This is a genomic window from Enterococcus sp. AZ196 (assembly GCF_050498845.1).
Taxonomy (GTDB): Bacteria; Bacillota; Bacilli; order Lactobacillales; family Enterococcaceae; genus Enterococcus_A; species Enterococcus_A murrayae.
Genome location: NZ_JBIPAM010000002.1, coordinates 57044 through 73186 on the forward strand (window position 1 = coordinate 57044; position 16143 = coordinate 73186).

Genomic DNA, 16143 nt, shown 5'->3' on the forward strand with positions numbered 1-16143 from the left:
ATTCGGCTTTTTATTTAGTCGTTTCTCTCCAATCCCAACTCTTTTATTTTCTTTTGATTGTTAAAAATCTGCAATATTATTCGTTTTCTATCTAATTTGATGATGTGGTATTCCGTATTACCGCTAGTTTTTGTCAGTACAATGTTTCGTTTCGATGAGTTCACAGCGATTTGGGCATTTTCCATTAAGAAAAAGTCGTTTTGCTTAATATCCCAGTATTGACACTCGTCTTTTTTGCTCTTAATCAAATAAACGTCAGATGGACCTTTCCAGCTTCCATCCAGCCACATCGCATTGTTGTCAGCCTGTTCATTGATCAGGCTGATTAAAAAGAAAGCGAGAAGGATCAGCAAACAATAGGTGAATTGCTGCTGCTTTTCCGTCAAGCCTTTGAATTTCTTCCATGTTTGATATACCCAAGCATCAAACTGTTCTACAAATTTCATTGTCCCACTGGCTCCCTCACTTTCATTCTGAACACTCTTTTCTATAACTTAACTATAGAGTAATTTTCAGCAAAAGCAGCCAAACTATCCTAAACGGTCGTTTTTTAGTCCTGAACGCACTATATTTCGCTAGTTTTTTTATTCATTTCTTAAAAAGTTGGTAGATAAACGAAAAAACGTCTGCGATTTCGTCATCGCAGACGCTTGATAAATTGAGTTAGTTTAACACTCTTGTTGCATACCACGCAGTACCTTCAGATTTCCAACCAGCCTTAACCAAGCTGTCGCGTTCGTAAGCGAATGGCGTATAATGATGGCTGTCCTCTCTTGGTGCCGCATGGGGATTATATAAACGATAAACAGGAACATTCCCACCTGTATACCAGGAAACACCTTCATATTTCCAGCCCACTTTTACTAAATTATCCTTTTCATAAGCATGGGGAGTATAGTGGTGTCTGCCGTTATTAGGATTATACATTCTGTAAACAGAAGCACCTGTTGCAGGTGACACCCAACCGACACCTTCATAATTCCATCCAACATTAATCAAATTGACCGCTTCACCGGTTAACTGCGTATAATGATGCTGACCATCATTTTTGTTATACATTCTAAAAATAAAGCGTTCGTTTGAAGCCTGCCCGTCTGTCGAAGGATAAACATTGGGATCAGTACCAGCAGATTTTAGAATTCTTCTGGCAAAGTTGGGATAAAAATATTTAATATCAACCGCCGTAACCGTTTGTCCTGGTTGCGGTGAATGAATCATTTGATTATTGCCGATATAAATTCCCACATGATAGGTCGCGCCGCGATTGCCATAAAAAAGCAGATCTCCTGACTGCAGATCACTCATACTTGCTTCTGTCCCGTACTTCTCCTGATTAATCGTCCCCATCGGCAGGTCAACATTCACAGCCTGCTTATAAACATACTTGACCAATCCTCCGCAATCAAATGCGTTAGGACCCGAAGCCCCCCAGGCATACGGCTTGCCAATCTGCTCTCTTGCTTTAGAGACAACAGAATTTTGCTGACCTGTCGCTCGCGGCATTGGAGGTAGATCCGCAGCGGCTAATTTAGGAATATTCATAATCTGTTCAAATTGTTGTTGGGAAAAACCGGCTTGTGCAGCTTTCGTTTCTTCCAGTTCATTTGATGTTGATGCCGCCTTCCCCTGCTGCTGATTATTCTCATCAGACAGATTGGCAGAGCTGGTGGTTTGTTCTGAATTAATTAATTTACTCGTATTCTCTTCGGTACTCAAACTGGTTGCAGTACTTGTCTCTGTCTGTATATTTTCCTCAGCATTCGCAAGCTCTGTGGTCGCCAAGGTAATACAGCTGAGTGCTGATAACGTAGCAGTAAATAAGCATAGGCCTGAATATTTTTTCATAAAATAACTCCTGTTTTTATTATAGACTTAATTAGCGGAATAGTAGTAGTTGAATGTTTATCGATTTAACTAAATCAATAATCCAAACCTTTCAATTCTTTCAACTATATAAAATAACTAATTACAACAGCTATTGTACAACAAATACGCGGTCTTTTCACCCCCTTGCTTACTCAATTTTCTTCATTCGGACTTCTCAAATTTTGAAAATCGGACTAATTCCAAGCATCCATAATATATTTTGAGCGCCTTTGAGGATAATTCGTGACCGTTCGCGACTGATTTCCGACCATTCACGACATACCCCTTATCAAAGTGAAAGAAATTCTTTAAAATCATTGATAAGGAGGTCTCTTCATATGAAAGCACCGATTATTCTAGAAACAAAAACAGGAACTATTATTATACAAGCTACAGAGTTACTCTATATCACAGTAGATGACACAAAGGATCATTCTTTATGTTTCGTGACTAAAAAAGGGACACATTATTGTACAGGAGATTTGAACAATTACGAAGACGCAGATCAGAACTGGTTATTTCGTTGTCATCGCTCCTTTGTCGTTAACCTGTTAACTATTCGCGAAATCAATAAGTACGAACGACGGGTTTACTTTTTGGATGACTCTTCTAACAATAATTGTCCCTTCTCAAGGAGAAAATATGTCCCATTAAAGCAATCATTGAAGGAAATTTTATTTACAGAACAAGAAGTGTTATAGCTATCTGTAAATGGGATTTGAATTGTAGTAAATCACAAAATGGATTACAATCAAAAAGTAATGAGGACTATATCACAAGAGGTAGCTGAGAATGACACATAATTTCACAATATTTATATTAGATAAATTGCGAGCGCAAAATTTTATGACTGAGGAAGAGTTTGAAAACGTCCAATACTCATTAGAAATCTTGTTAAGTAATATTTTCAAAAGTATTCAGGTTTACCTTATTTCCTTTTTATTAGGTTTACTTTTTGAAACTTTTATTATGAACTTGGCCTACGTTCTTTTGAGATGGCACGCTAATGGATGGCACGCAAAATCTTCTCTTAACTGCTCTATTTTCGGGATAGTTACATTCGTGGGCATCCCTTTAATTTTTCAAAAAACAAATTTTATATTTCCTACTTTTTGGATACTAGTTCTGTCTCTGATTATTTTGTGGTGCGTCTTTCGCTATGCACCAGCGGACACAGAAAAGAATCCTTTAGTTAGCGTAAGCGAACGAAAAAGGAAAAAAACATTGGCTTTAATCAGTGCCATATCTATTATTTGTATATCTCTTTTCTTTGCAGATAGCCAAATAAGCACTTTACTAATTACGGGTTTACTAGTGGAAATCATTATGATTCACCCACTATTATATAAAATAAATAAAAGGAGCTATAAAAACTATGAAAACTATCAAAACCAACCATAACCACCTACTAAAAATTATTTCAAAATTACTTGTCAGTTCACTCGCTTTTACAGTTTTTGCCCACTGTCCATTCGGCTTTTTTGAGCCTACCAATCCAAAAATTAAGCATTTAAATAAATGCAAGAAATAGTCATAGACTTCTTGACGATATTTGCACAAGTTCTCTCTTTCTATTTTGTGTATTGGTGCATTTCAAAAACAAAAATTTCCATCCCATTTATACTAATATTCTATGTAATTATGATTATTGGAAATGCACTTTTGGGATATTTTCTCTTTATTCCAAATGTCTTTTGCCTTTATATGTATGGATACTTTACGCGTGAAAATGAGAATAAGAACTTATTGTACTTTTATAGTATTTATTCGATATTTTCAACTTCTTTATTTGGGTATTTATTTGTTAACCTGTTTAATAATTTTGCTTATTTGAATAGTTTTTTTGAAGTTAATACTTCTCTACTCAATACAACTGTTGTTCCCCTATTAGCTTTTTTATGCAATGCTTTTCTCATACACCTAATGAGATCCAGTTTAGATTTTTTAAAAGTTCATATTGAAGAGTTAAATCAAGGTTTCCTACTTTTACTCAACATACTTTTATCCATATGTTGCGCAGTTCAATTTTTAAGCTATTGGATAGAGGTTAACTACTTTGATGGAAACAGTCCGATAAGAGAATATATGATTGTTTTCTTCATCCTGACAATTATGGTCTTGTTAAAATACTTGAATATGAAAACTCGGCAGCTCGACAAACAGCGTATCCAACGATTAAAGGACAGCCAGTTAGCTGACCTTACTTCTTATGTCCAGCAAATCGAAACGATGTATGAGGAATTGCGAGGGTTTCGACACGATTATCATAATGTGTTGATCAGTTTAAATGAGAGTATCAAAACAAAGGATTTAACGGTCATTGAGGATACGTATAAGCGAGTATTGACTACGGAAGGCATTGTATTAGACGATGAACACTTCGCGTTGGCTAAGTTGAACAACCTAAAAACTCTGCCGATAAAAGGAATTTTTTCGACTCATATCATTCAGGCCTTTCAGAAAAACATTTCGGTCCATCTTGAGATTGATGATATTATTCAAGAGGAGCCTATTGAGATTTTGGATTATGTACGGGTGGTTTCCATCTTGTTGGATAATGCGATCGAGGCAGCTGAAAAAGCAGCCAGTCCCTTTATGACGATTGTTTTTTTGAAAAACGAGGAAAATCAAGAAATCCAACTTACGATTGAAAATTCTTGTTCTGATGAATCCATTGATATCGTCAAGATTTTCAATAAGGATTACTCCACAAAAGGGAAAAATCGAGGATTTGGTTTAGCGACTGTCCAATCAATTCTTCAGAACTACACTAACCTCTCGTTACAAACAGAGTATCAGGATGGCATATTTCGACAAATTTTGATGATCAAGGAGGATCTTCCAAGATGAATATTTTTTTATTAGAGGATGACATTTTACACCAACAGCGTTTGGAGCTGGTTATTCGAGAAATCTTGCTAGAAAAACGTTGGTCAGCAAAGTCGATTGTTACTACTGATAGACCAGATAGCTTGTTAAAAAAGGTAAAAGAAACCGTGGATCAAAATATTTATTTTCTAGATATTGAGATTAACGGCGAAAAGAAGATGGGATTAGAGATTGCTAGTCAGATTCGGAAAATGGATCCTCATGGCGTCATTGCTTTTATCACGACCCATTCAGAATTTGCACCAATTACTTATGCTTATAAAGTTTCCGCCTATGATTTTATTGCTAAAGACAGTCCAATAGACGAAATTAAGCAGCATTTAATTGATTGCTTCGAAAATCTTTTGGATACTAAAGCGACTGAGAAAAAGGAAGAGATGTTTCTTTTTAGCAATCAGCACAGTAATTTCCAGGTACCCTTTTCGGATATTCTTTACTTCGAGACCACTGATATTTCTCATAAGATCCGTCTTATTTGTAAATCTCGGTTAGTTAATTTTTATGCCACTCTTGGAGAAATCGAGAAATTGGACGAGCGTTTCTTTAAAGCACACCGTTCTTACGTCGTGAATTTGGAAAACATTGTTCAGATTGATCGCGCGGCAGGAGCCGTCTATTTCGATATGATTCATTCCTGTGCGATTTCTCGCAGAAGAATAAAGCCGGCACTTGAGAAAATGAACGCTATAAATCATCTTTTTTTAAACAGTTAAAACGGGATAGTTTCTCTTAACTGATTGAAAAATACTTAACAAAACAAAAGCCGAACGCCCTTATTCCTATCCATTATGATAGTATATGGTCGTTCGGCTTTAATTGTTTTAAGTCGTAGATTTCACCAATCGGTAGAAGCTCTTATCTTCTAGTACCTCTCATCCCTTAATCAGCCATTTCTCGCATAAAACTTTCTTTTTCTGCTAAGGATTTTTTAAACAGCTTTTCGGACAATTCATTGACTAGGTTTTGGATCGCGACAATTGATTGTGGTGTGATATATGGGTCCATCGAAACTAAAGGAAATTCTTTGGGCAATCCTTCCCTTGATCCGGTGGTAATCAAGCCATCGTAGGTCAAGATTTTTTCTATTAGCTCTTCATCGCCATCCCAAATGTCCTCAAAATGATGGATTTCAAAGTTCCCGTAAACAATCTGGGTAATGACCTTCGAGATGAATTCCTCTTCCGTTGGCGAAAGATCCGAAATCAACAACAGATGAAGGATCTGATCCTGAGAAGCCAATCGTTCCAAACTATCGACTTCGGCTGTCAGCAGCAGATAGACATAATTAGTAATGAAGTCCTTATTTTGATAGATGCCATAGGTTTGAACAAAGGTTTTCGTGATTTCTGTGACCTTCTCTACTGCGTGCTGATGCATGATCTCCACCATTTTCAAAAAGATCGTTCGATTTTTTCGAAGGATGGAGACAAACTCGCCCCTCTCATCATAAAGATAAACAGCATTTACTAGAGTCGTGGTTAATTCTAGCACTCGTTCTTCCTCGGGGGAATCTCCCATTAATTTCATAAACGCATTCGTCAGCGTCAGGTGCTTCTTAAACAATTGACGATACCGTGAATTATCCGCTAGAGCCTGTTCTCTGTGGGCTTTACTGAAGACGACTGCATCTGAATAGGACAGCCACAAGCAATCCCGCATGACTTCATCCGTTAGTGATAGACCAAAAACATCAGACACTAGACTTTTAAAAGGGATGATCGTCTCACTATCCGGCAACAATAAGCCTTCTGTCCGCAAGGCTTCTGCAGGAAAATAATGCCCATTCTTCATTCGCCATAGGCTGATAAAAATCGTGTAGGTCAAACGTTTTTGAAAAATATGCTTTTTGTACAAACCGTTAATCGAAACAAATTCCTGTACAAATTTTTCAATTGACCGCAGCTGAAAATCATTCAAATTAGGCAGCACGGTCTTCAAGGAATAATGCTTTTCGATGAAGTAGCGGTAGTAAAAGTGCCGTATTGTGCTTTCTTCACCTTCCAACCGCAGTGGTCGATAACATAAATATATTCCTGCCTTTTTTAAAGAAGGCTCTAGTTTTTTTAAGTAGCGTTGTGCGTTGGATGAGCTCAAAAACAGTGATTTTGATAAAGTGCTGATGTTGTCATGCTCCTCATACAACAGCTTCTCAACAATTTGAAATTCTGGCGAATGAGTCAGCGCTTCAGCGTAGAGTTTTCCAATACTGATGTCCTCCATGAGCTTAACTTGGTACAAGCCATTGTCCTTTTCAACCAAAAAATATTTATTCTGCTGCGCATTTATCAAACTAATGTCACTCAATAAAATCGGTAATGAACATTTCAACTCACTGGTGAGCTTCTCACTTGGTGTGCCATCTCGGTTATAATACAATAGCTCAATCAATTTTAATCTACGTCGATTGCTTACTCCTAAAACCTGGCGAAAATCCATTCTTTCTCCTCCAAATTAACTAAAGTTGATATGAGTATATGGTGACTATGCTCTTAAACGTCCTTACGTCAAAACTAACAATATTCTTTCTAAAACAAATAAAATAACGGTAGTGTTTTATTTGGAAGTGCCCATATCATTTTTATTCTACCCTTTTTCTATCCATCTACCTAGTGTTTTTCAAACATAGTTAGCAATAATTTTATTAAATTCAACATTAAAGAACTTATATATTGTTAATTGAATTTTAATTATGAATAATCTAACAGAGGGGAAGCATTAATTTTATTATGTTCTATATGGCCGCTTGGTTTGATTTTTTTCACTTTTCATCTTAAAAAGAACAAAAAAAGACATCCCTAAAAACTAAGGATGTCCTGTGAAACGCCGTGATTCATTGTTGGGCATAAGATATTGGACTAGAAGTCGCTCCAATTTTCCTCTTCTTCTGCTTCTGCCCGTCTACGCTGCGCTTTTGTTTTTTTAGGCCGCTCATAACTTTGTTGGTAAGAAGCATTGCGACTGTCTGCTCTTGGCACGATTAGTGCTAGCAGTATATAAAAGAAGACTGGCATTCCAGCTAAAACCAGGCTGAGGAATACAAAGATAACTCGGGCAATGGTTGGATCGATTCCAAAATATTCCGCGATCCCTCCAATCGTACCTGTCAGCATGCGATTCGTTTGTGATTTCGTCATTCTTTTTCTCATTTTTGGTTGTTCCCTTCTATTTATCATAATCCTTCAAGAAAATATTTCCTGCCTTAGAAGAAACCTCGATTTGGGCCGCTCCTCCTGCGGCTCGTTGAAAATGCAAAACTTTTTGTGTGTCCCCGCTTCGTTCCTGGACTGTTTCACAATTGGCAAAGCGGTAATTGATGGTTCCAATTCCTGTTTTAGCAGAACCTTCAATCCCAACGGTTTGCGGCAATGATACTTTGACGTCCCCATTGACCGATTGTGCCTCGATTTTTTTCAAGTCGTCATTTTTTGCCGTTAGTTTAATGTCCCCGTTGATCAGTGAATATTCCGATCGAACGACATCTGCTCTTGAAATAATCGTTCCAGTCACAGTCTCGATCGATGCGTCTAAAATTTGACCTTCGCGGATTTCAACCTGATTGTTTGTTCCTTCAAATTCAAGCATCGAAGCATCGAGCTCTTTGATTAGGATCGTCCCGTTGGTCGCCTTGATTGCTGTATTTTTTGCGGCAAGCTCGTCAATCATCAAGTCTCCATTCAATAAGCGCAGCGATAAATTATTGTACTGTCGTTTTGGCAAATAGAAAGTTAACTTCGCATCGACTCTTTTATTTGGTACGTGGAATAATATCTGGTAGTTGTTCACATCGATTCGGCTGCGCTCTAAGAATGCATCAAGCGGATCCGGCTCATCCATTTGACCAAGCAAAGCTGCGGATGCTTCTACTTTGACATCATTGATTGTTTCATCTTCCCACGTCTTCAAAATTATCTTTCCTTTGGCAAGCTTGATATCGATGGTTTTCGCGTCGATATCTTCAAAAGTAAATTGATGACTGAAGTGTGTCTTGGCTGTCCCGTAAAATTTTTGATTGATATTTTTCCAATCAAAATCATTGTTCACTTTATCAGAGACTCTTCCAGCCGCTTTGTTTACGACCCGTCCGATACGGCTTGCCCAGTCATTCGGTTCCACCTGAGGGCGATCCATCGGACGATACTTTTGTTCCTCAAAATCATCAGGTACTTCAAAAAAGCCATCTGAGACATATGGTCTCTCTGGAGATGCGAAAAGGTCTTCGTCGATTGCTTTTCGTTCGTGCTTCAGCAATTCGATTTCTTCCTCTAGTTCCTTCAGCTCAATTTTCATTTGCTTATATATCACTTCATTCTCCGCAGAGATAATTCCTAATTCAGCCTCAAGGTTTAGTTCCCTAAACTCTTCCTTTTTCTCTCGAAGAGCTTCAATTTTAGTTTGCAGTGCCAGATCAAACTCATCGATTTTCGATCTGACGGGATCTGTTTCCTTCGTTTCAGGCTCCGCCTTGTTCTCCCATTCATCAATCATACTGGCCACACTGTCGGAGGGCTGATTATTTTCTTGGAGCGCTTCTTCAACGGTTTCTGCTTCCATCTCAGGTTCCTGTTCAGAAGTCTCGTTAAATTCTGGTACTTCTGATGAAGCAGTTGTTTCTTCATAGGTGAACTCTTCTGATTGTGGTTCTTCTTCGGTTGCGAAGCTCTCTTCAGAAGCTGTACTTGCTTCAGTTTCTGGTATCTCTTCAGATTCAACAGCTTTTTCCAGCTCTATCGGTTCATTTGATTCAGCTACGGGGGCTACTACGTCCTCTGCTGTTTCTTTCGTTTGGGTCTCTGTGTCTTTTAAACCTAGACTTTCTAACAAATCTAACCCTTCTTCTGGAGAAAGGATGCCTTTTTTAATCGATTCTAAGATTTTTTCCCGTTCATTCATGCTAATCTCTCCTCAACGAAATGTTCTGTAACTCTATTATGCACATTCCTTTTTTAATCGTCATGGGTCGAAAGGACTATCTTTCTTCCTTTCTCTCAACACCTGCTGCCCCTTGCCCGACTCATAAAAAAAAGTGGATCGCTTTTTTAGCAGCCCACTCTTTCAATTTATATAGTAAGATTGATGGTAAACAATCCTTGTTTTTCTAATTAAAAGTCACTCCACGCATCGTCAGCAGTTGTCTCTGCTTGCTTGGGTTGACGCTTAGGCTGACGCTCCGGACGACTATACGGACGTTCGTAAGATTGATTGCGGCTTTCTGCTTTTGGCATGATTGCCATTAATACGAAGTACAGTAAAATCGGTGCGCCGTCTAAGAAAAAGTTGCTGAAAACAAATGCCACTCGTGCAATGGTAGGATCGATCCCAAAATATTCCGCGACTCCCGCTATTGTTCCTGTCAATACTCGATTGTTTTGTGATTTCGTCATTTTTTTCATCATGTTCACTCTCTTCCTTTATTTTCCAAAAACACTATTTTCGAGAATCCCATCTTATTTTAGATTTCGTTCATTTCGATCTTCCCACTTGCGATGTGTTTTTATCTTATGTCCTTATTATGCAGAATTTCCTTTACTTCGTCATAGGGCGAAAGACGTATTTTTGCTCTAATTATTTAGTATGATAACGCTCCTTGATCATGCCTAACTGTTGAGATTTATCAAAAAACTGTTAAAATGCTTTTTAATCAATGAAAGCTTTTATGATCAGAAGGAGATGTTTGCTTGATTCAGATTCGCGAAATAACACCACAAGATAAGCCAAGACTGCAGAAGCTTTACTTGGAAAGTCGCCAAAAAACCTTTTATTGGAGTGATCCGAAACAAATGCACCTAACAGATTTCGACCGCGATACAAAGGACGAATCGATTTTTGTCGCAGAGGCAGATAAAACAATTCTTGGCTTCATTTCCTTCTATCTGCCAGATAATTTCATTCATTGCTTATTTGTCGACACTCATTTTAAAGGACAAGGAACGGGACACCAGCTCTTGGAAAAAGCCAAACAGCAGTTAAAACGTCCGATGAGTTTGAAATGCGTATCACAAAACACCCCGGCTTTGACTTTTTATGAAAAGGAAGGCTGGGAAAAGCTCGAGGAAGTAAACGACCATGAGGCGTATTGGAACATGATTTATCGTTAGCCATTTCTTCCGTAAAAATCCAACTTATCTGAATTCAGACATAAAAAACGCTTGCATTTGGATTAAAAACATGTGAAAATAAACACAATAAGTTCTTCAGGGCAGGGTTTAATTCCCGACCGGCGGTGATAGTCCGCGAGCCTTTTGGCTGACTCAGTGCAATTCTGAGACCGACAGTACAGTCTGGATGGAAGAAGAAAAGCGTGTGTTTGTTGATCGTTCAGATAACAAACGCTATTTGACGAATCAATACACCCTTTTTCTACTTTGACTGTGCCTTGCAAATGTTGTTGTAAGGTTCTTTTTTATGTTTTAAGAAAGGTGTGTTGAAATGAAATTTACTGCAAGAAAATTAGTGATGATCGCGATTTTTGGGGCGCTCTCCTATGTGTTGATGCTCTTCAAGTTCCCGCTGCCGTTCATGCCGCCGTTTATGGATTTTGATTTGGCGGGTGTTCCTGAATTATTAGGAACGTTTCTGCTGGGACCTGTTTCGGGTATCTTCATCGTATTGATCAAACTCATGATCAAACTAGCCACAGTCGGAACGGCTTCGATGTTTACTGGAGAAATCCAAAACTTTCTTTTGAGTGTCAGCTTTATTTTACCCGCTAGTTGGATCTATCAGCGTTCAATGAACAAGGGATCCGCCTTAAAGGGCATGTTAGCCGGTACTGCTGTTGTGACTTTTGTTGCCTGCTTATCAAATGTATATTTTATCATCCCTTTTTACACGAAGCTGTATGGCTTGTCGATGGAAGCGATTATCGCGATGACCCAAGCAGTCAATCCGATGGTAGACAGCGTGTGGAAATTAGTCATAATCGGGATCATACCGTTTAATTTGATCAAATACGGCGTCACTACCGCAGTCGTCTATTTTTCTCTGGATCGCCTGCGAGCAATTTTTCTTAGACGGGAGTTTTTATAGTGGAATTTCAAAAGGCAGTTGCGCTCTTCTATCAGAAGCTCGGAAGAAAAAAGATCATGGCTCTGGCTACCAGCCTGAATGATCATGTCATGGTTCGGAATGTCAGCGTCATTATCCATGATCAGAAAATCTTATTCAAAACAGATAAGAACTTTCGTAAAACCAAACAGTTGCTCGAAAATCCCCAAGTGGCGATCTGTCACTGGGGCGTTCAGATCGAAGGCATCGCCATTAATCATGGATTAGTTGTCGACCAAGAGGACCGCTCTTTTCAAACCTTGTATCAAAAACACTGGGAAAAGAGCTACAATGCCTATCCTCACAAGGACAGTGAAATTCTAATCGAAGTGGTACCCAAATTGGTAGAAATCTGGGATCAAGACAAAGATGACAATGGCTTTCAACTGTTTATTGATTTTGAGCAGGAAAAAGCTGAGATTGTGAATTATGATTAGAAAAGGAGATCAGACGAAATTTCGTTTGATCTCCTTTTGATTAACGATCCAATTGTTTCGCTTTTTCAACAATACACTTTGCCGTTAATCCATAATGTTCTTTCAGCAACTCCGGATTGCCTGATTGCCCAAACTGATCCTGAACACCAACTTTAACGACTTTCGTTGGCTGATTTTCTGATAAGAATTCAGAAACTGCACTGCCAAGTCCACCAATTACGCTATGCTCTTCTGCAGTTATGATCCAAGGCGTTTCTTTGGCTGCTTGTAAAACCATTTCTTCGTCCAAAGGTTTGATGGTTGAAAAGTTCAATACACGAACGTTGATCCCTTGCTCCGCTAGCTCTTTCGCAGCGGCTAACGCTTCCTGCACCATCAATCCTGTTGCGATAATCGTACCATTATTTCCATCTACCAAGGTCTCAGCCTTACCAATCACGAATGATTGTTTCGTCTCATGAACTCTTTCAACAGCTAATCGGCCTAATCTTAGATAAACAGGACCCTCATGTTCCATAATCGTCTCAATTGCCGCTTCTGTTTCCAGATCATCGACTGGATTAAGGATCGTCATTCCGGGAATCACCCGCATCAGTGTAATATCTTCGATCGCCTGATGCGAACCACCATCCTCACCGACAGTGATTCCAGCATGGGTCGCAGCGATTGTCACGTTCAATTTTTGGTAGGCAACCGCATTACGAATTTGCTCATAAGCTCGGCCTGCCTCGAAAATCGCGAAGCTGCTGGCAAAAGGACGCTTTCCACCTAGCGCTAATCCTGCAGCTGTTCCGATCATATCACCTTCCGCGATTCCAAGATTAAAAAATTTTTCTGGTGCCGCTTTGGCAAAAATATCTGTTTTGGTAGCCGCTGACAGATCTGCATCCAGCACTACGAGATCTTTATGATCCTTGAGCTTCACCAGCGTTTCGCCGTAAGCTTGTCTTGTCGCTTTTTTCACGTTAAAACGCCTCCTTCAACTCTGCTAATGCTTGTTCCGCTTCTGCTTGAGAAGGGGCTTTTCCGTGCCAGCCTACCTGGTCTTCCATAAAGCTGACGCCTTTTCCTTTGTTCGTTTGGCAAACAATGACAGTTGGTCCTTCATTATAGTTTTTCGCCCGACTGATTGCTTGTGTCAATGAGGCAAAATCATGTCCATCGGCTGTCAGAACGTTCCAATTAAAGGCCGCGAACTTTTTGCCAATATTTTGAACGCCCATCACTTCATCATTGGTTCCATCGATCTGCAACCCGTTATTATCAACAAAAGCTATGACATTATTCAATTTGTAATGCGCCGCAGTCATAGCCGCTTCCCACACTTGACCTTCCTGCAGCTCACCATCGCCAAGCAGGATATATACTTTCTTTTCAATCCTATCTAAGCGTTGCGCTAAAGCTAACCCATTCGCAATCGATAATCCTTGGCCTAAAGAACCGCTGGAAGTATCGACACCCCGAGTTTTGATCCGATCCGGATGTCCCTGTAAATGACAACCGAATTTTCGCAAATCCAGCAAATCTTCTTTAGGGAAAAAGCCTTTATCCGCCAACACCGTATAAAGCGCCGGCGCCGCATGCCCTTTTGATAAGATAAAATGATCGCGATCCTTTTGATCATAATTGTCCAATGTGATATCCATTTCTTGATAATATAGGACGGTTAAAATATCAATCGCCGATAATGAGCCGCCTGGATGACCTGAACCAGCGGAAGCTAGAGCTCGAATGATCCATTCTCGCAGTTCAAGTGCCTTTTTTTCTAACTTTTCCATTTTCATCTTCCATTCAACTCTATTTTTTCATTTCCTCGAGAAAGACATTCATCAACATCCAAGAAGATTCCGATCCCGGATCTTTATGCCCAACCGCACGTTCACCCAAACGCATCGCCCGGCCTTTTTTGGCAATCAAAGGAACGGTCGATTCTGCACCTTGCTTCATGATCGCTACCGTTTCTTCCATCACAGCGACTGGATCAGCATCATCTTTGTGTGCATCCAGATAATCGATTCCTGGCTGTAACGCATCGATCATTGTTTTGTCGCCAATTTCAGCCTTTCCCCGCAGTTGCACGGCTTCGACACCGTTTTTTAACATATCAGCGAATTCAGAAAATGAAACTTCAGCCTTTCCTGCGGCATCTTTCCCCATTTTGATAAAGAAACTGCCATACAGAGGACCAGAAGCTCCCCCGACCTTACTTAGCAACAACATGCCCGATTTCTTCAATAAGGTGGTCACATCATCAGCTTTTTCCAAATTGTCCTGCAAATTGGCATTCACTGCTCGAAAACCGATACTTAAATTGATTCCGTGATCACCATCGCCGATATCTGAATCTAGTTTTGTCCAGTAGTCACGATTTTCTTCCGCGAGTTCTGCCATCTTTGCTAAACTATCTGCAAAGAATTGTTTATCTAACACCATTTCACTCATATTTACACCTCTTTTTTTTATTCTTGAAAAAGAACTTCATTCCTACTTTGAACAAATCTGAGAATCAGAACGAAAGCCTTTTCTTACAATTTATAATACGGTGTGTCACACGGCGCATCAAGCAGTTCTTTGATCTCATCGTCCAACTTGACTAAAGTCACTGACATTCCAGCCATATCCATTGAAGTTGCAAAATTTCCTACGTCTGTCCGATGAATCTCGATCCCTTTTTCATTTAAAATTTGATCGACACGGCGATAGCAGACATATTGGTCCATCACTGGTAATGCTCCCAGTCCATTTACCAAGACATATACCTCATCACCATCAGCGATTTTAGAATCTTCAAGGATGATCTCCATAATCTCATCAATGATTACATCCGCTTTTTCCACTTTACGGCGTTCGATTCCAGGTTCACCGTGAATCCCCATACCGATCTCCATGTCGCCTTCATCCATTTGGAAAATCACTTCACCGGTAACTGGCAACGTAGAAGAAGATAAGGCTACACCTAGTGAATACGTATTATCATTGGCTTTTTCTGTCACTGCTTTGACTTGATCCAGATCATAGCCCTTAGCTGCCGCACTTCCTGCGACCTTAAAGACTGGCAAATCTCCTGCAACCCCGCGACGGTCTTTTTTATCTTTAGCTGAATAAACATCATCCGTCGTCGTTACAGTTTCAACACGAATGCCGTCTTCTTCCATCGCCATTTCAGCACCCATATCGAAATTCATGACATCGCCTGCGTAGTTCCCATATAAGTAAAGACAACCTTTTCCACTATCAACCGCCTTCACCGCTTCGTAACAAGCGTCTGGTGCAGGCGAGGTATTCACATTCCCCACTACAGCCGCATCTGCGAAATCTTTCCCAACATAGCCCAAGAACATCGGCTCATGCCCAGATCCGCCGCCGACGATCACTCGTACACGTGGTTCTTCACTCATTAATTTACTGATAACAACGCGATTCTCAAGATCTAATGATACATAATTTTTGTTTGCCGCCGCATATCCCTCTAACATTTCCTCTACTACTTCATAGCCGTCATTGATTAACCGTTTCATATTCCCATTCTCCTTTTTTTATGTTTATTTTTATAAGAACAAAGATAGTAAAAAGCCGCCCAACAGTCCGCCGATCACCGCGGCTGCAATTTTCGGAAATGATTTCTTCACGTTTCCGCCAACTAATGCGGAAGCCACCCAAACACCAACGCCAGCTGCCAGCCCTTGATCGACCCAAGCTGCTCCTGATTGCGTGATCATCGGTGTGGAAATCCCATGATTGATACACCAAACCGTTCCAACAATAAATAGTGCTGCCATCCAACCGCCGATTGGACCCCAATTATCCACCATCTTTCCCCATGCCATGCGGATTACAAAAGGAAACAAAAATCCACCGCACAATGTTGCCAATCCTAAACCCAAAGTCATTTATTTTTCCTCCGTTC

Annotated in this window: 18 protein-coding genes and 1 riboswitch; of the genes, 7 read left to right on the forward strand and 11 right to left on the reverse strand. The window is 39.8% G+C overall.

The features are described 5' to 3' along the window. Window positions 1–14 precede the first annotated feature (14 nt). Both IGI67_RS18040 and IGI67_RS18045 read right to left on the reverse strand, forming a co-directional pair. Window positions 15–446, reverse strand: coding sequence for a hypothetical protein (locus tag IGI67_RS18040; protein ID WP_429958706.1), 432 nt, complete (start codon window positions 444–446; stop codon window positions 15–17). Between the two features lie 217 nt (window positions 447–663). Continuing rightward, window positions 664–1845, reverse strand: a complete 1182-nt coding sequence (locus tag IGI67_RS18045; protein WP_429958707.1) for an NlpC/P60 family protein — start codon at window positions 1843–1845, stop codon at window positions 664–666. Between the two features lie 359 nt (window positions 1846–2204). Here IGI67_RS18045 and IGI67_RS18050 point away from each other — a divergent pair, with 359 nt between their 5' ends. The 4 genes from IGI67_RS18050 to IGI67_RS18065 all read left to right on the forward strand — a co-directional run bounded on the left by IGI67_RS18050 (window position 2205) and on the right by IGI67_RS18065 (window position 5468). Further along, entirely contained in the window at window positions 2205–2567 is a 363-nt protein-coding gene (locus IGI67_RS18050) for a LytTR family DNA-binding domain-containing protein (RefSeq protein WP_429958708.1), read from the forward strand. Window positions 2568–2658: 91 nt separating this feature from the next. After that, entirely contained in the window at window positions 2659–3267 is a 609-nt protein-coding gene (locus tag IGI67_RS18055; RefSeq protein ID WP_429958709.1) for an accessory gene regulator B family protein, read from the forward strand. Window positions 3268–3951: 684 nt separating this feature from the next. After that, window positions 3952–4716 carry a sensor histidine kinase gene (locus IGI67_RS18060; RefSeq protein ID WP_429958710.1) on the forward strand — a complete coding sequence of 255 codons (765 nt, stop codon included), beginning with the start codon at window positions 3952–3954 and terminating at the stop codon, window positions 4714–4716. Further along, complete coding sequence (locus tag IGI67_RS18065) at window positions 4713–5468, forward strand: response regulator transcription factor (RefSeq protein ID WP_207109948.1); 756 nt, start codon at window positions 4713–4715, stop codon at window positions 5466–5468. Before IGI67_RS18060 ends, IGI67_RS18065 begins: the two co-directional genes overlap by 4 nt. 166 nt (window positions 5469–5634) lie before the next feature. Here IGI67_RS18065 and IGI67_RS18070 read toward each other — a convergent pair whose 3' ends face one another. The 4 genes from IGI67_RS18070 to IGI67_RS18085 all read right to left on the reverse strand — a co-directional run bounded on the left by IGI67_RS18070 (window position 5635) and on the right by IGI67_RS18085 (window position 10148). Next, on the reverse strand, window positions 5635–7191 hold the full coding sequence (locus IGI67_RS18070; RefSeq protein ID WP_429958711.1) for a helix-turn-helix domain-containing protein: 1557 nt from the start codon (window positions 7189–7191) through the stop codon (window positions 5635–5637). Between the two features lie 419 nt (window positions 7192–7610). Then, a complete protein-coding gene (locus IGI67_RS18075) occupies window positions 7611–7901 on the reverse strand; it encodes a PspC domain-containing protein (protein ID WP_207109946.1) in 291 nt (96 codons plus the stop codon). A gap of 16 nt (window positions 7902–7917) precedes the next feature. Next, the gene (liaX, locus tag IGI67_RS18080; protein WP_429958712.1) at window positions 7918–9645 is read right to left on the reverse strand and encodes a daptomycin-sensing surface protein LiaX; all 1728 of its coding nucleotides are present in this window, start codon (window positions 9643–9645) and stop codon (window positions 7918–7920) included. A 209-nt stretch (window positions 9646–9854) separates the two neighbouring features. Continuing rightward, window positions 9855–10148 (reverse strand): PspC domain-containing protein, encoded by a 294-nt coding sequence (locus tag IGI67_RS18085; protein WP_429958713.1) that lies wholly within the window; start codon window positions 10146–10148, stop codon window positions 9855–9857. A 282-nt stretch (window positions 10149–10430) separates the two neighbouring features. Here IGI67_RS18085 and IGI67_RS18090 point away from each other — a divergent pair, with 282 nt between their 5' ends. From IGI67_RS18090 to IGI67_RS18100, 3 genes are all read left to right on the forward strand, one after another. Beyond that, a complete protein-coding gene (locus IGI67_RS18090; protein WP_429958714.1) occupies window positions 10431–10850 on the forward strand; it encodes an N-acetyltransferase family protein in 420 nt (139 codons plus the stop codon). 88 nt (window positions 10851–10938) lie between these two features. After that, window positions 10939–11053: riboswitch (FMN riboswitch) on the forward strand. Window positions 11054–11181: 128 nt separating this feature from the next. After that, window positions 11182–11781 carry an ECF transporter S component gene (locus IGI67_RS18095; protein ID WP_207109942.1) on the forward strand — a complete coding sequence of 200 codons (600 nt, stop codon included), beginning with the start codon at window positions 11182–11184 and terminating at the stop codon, window positions 11779–11781. Then, window positions 11781–12236 (forward strand): pyridoxamine 5'-phosphate oxidase family protein, encoded by a 456-nt coding sequence (locus tag IGI67_RS18100; RefSeq protein ID WP_429958715.1) that lies wholly within the window; start codon window positions 11781–11783, stop codon window positions 12234–12236. Before IGI67_RS18095 ends, IGI67_RS18100 begins: the two co-directional genes overlap by 1 nt. 40 nt (window positions 12237–12276) lie before the next feature. On the opposite strand, the gene IGI67_RS18105 is transcribed toward IGI67_RS18100, so the two are convergent. From IGI67_RS18105 to IGI67_RS18125, 5 genes are all read right to left on the reverse strand, one after another. Beyond that, window positions 12277–13200 (reverse strand): transketolase family protein, encoded by a 924-nt coding sequence (locus IGI67_RS18105; protein WP_429958716.1) that lies wholly within the window; start codon window positions 13198–13200, stop codon window positions 12277–12279. 1 nt (window position 13201) lies between these two features. Continuing rightward, window positions 13202–14014, reverse strand: a complete 813-nt coding sequence (locus tag IGI67_RS18110; protein WP_429958717.1) for a transketolase — start codon at window positions 14012–14014, stop codon at window positions 13202–13204. 19 nt (window positions 14015–14033) lie between these two features. Beyond that, on the reverse strand, window positions 14034–14678 hold the full coding sequence (gene dhaL / locus IGI67_RS18115; protein ID WP_429958718.1) for a dihydroxyacetone kinase subunit DhaL: 645 nt from the start codon (window positions 14676–14678) through the stop codon (window positions 14034–14036). 83 nt (window positions 14679–14761) lie between these two features. Further along, window positions 14762–15754, reverse strand: a complete 993-nt coding sequence (locus IGI67_RS18120) for a dihydroxyacetone kinase subunit DhaK (protein WP_429958719.1) — start codon at window positions 15752–15754, stop codon at window positions 14762–14764. A 30-nt stretch (window positions 15755–15784) separates the two neighbouring features. Further along, on the reverse strand, window positions 15785–16126 hold the full coding sequence (locus IGI67_RS18125; protein WP_429958720.1) for a Lin0368 family putative glycerol transporter subunit: 342 nt from the start codon (window positions 16124–16126) through the stop codon (window positions 15785–15787). Between the last annotated feature and the right edge of the window lie 17 nt (window positions 16127–16143).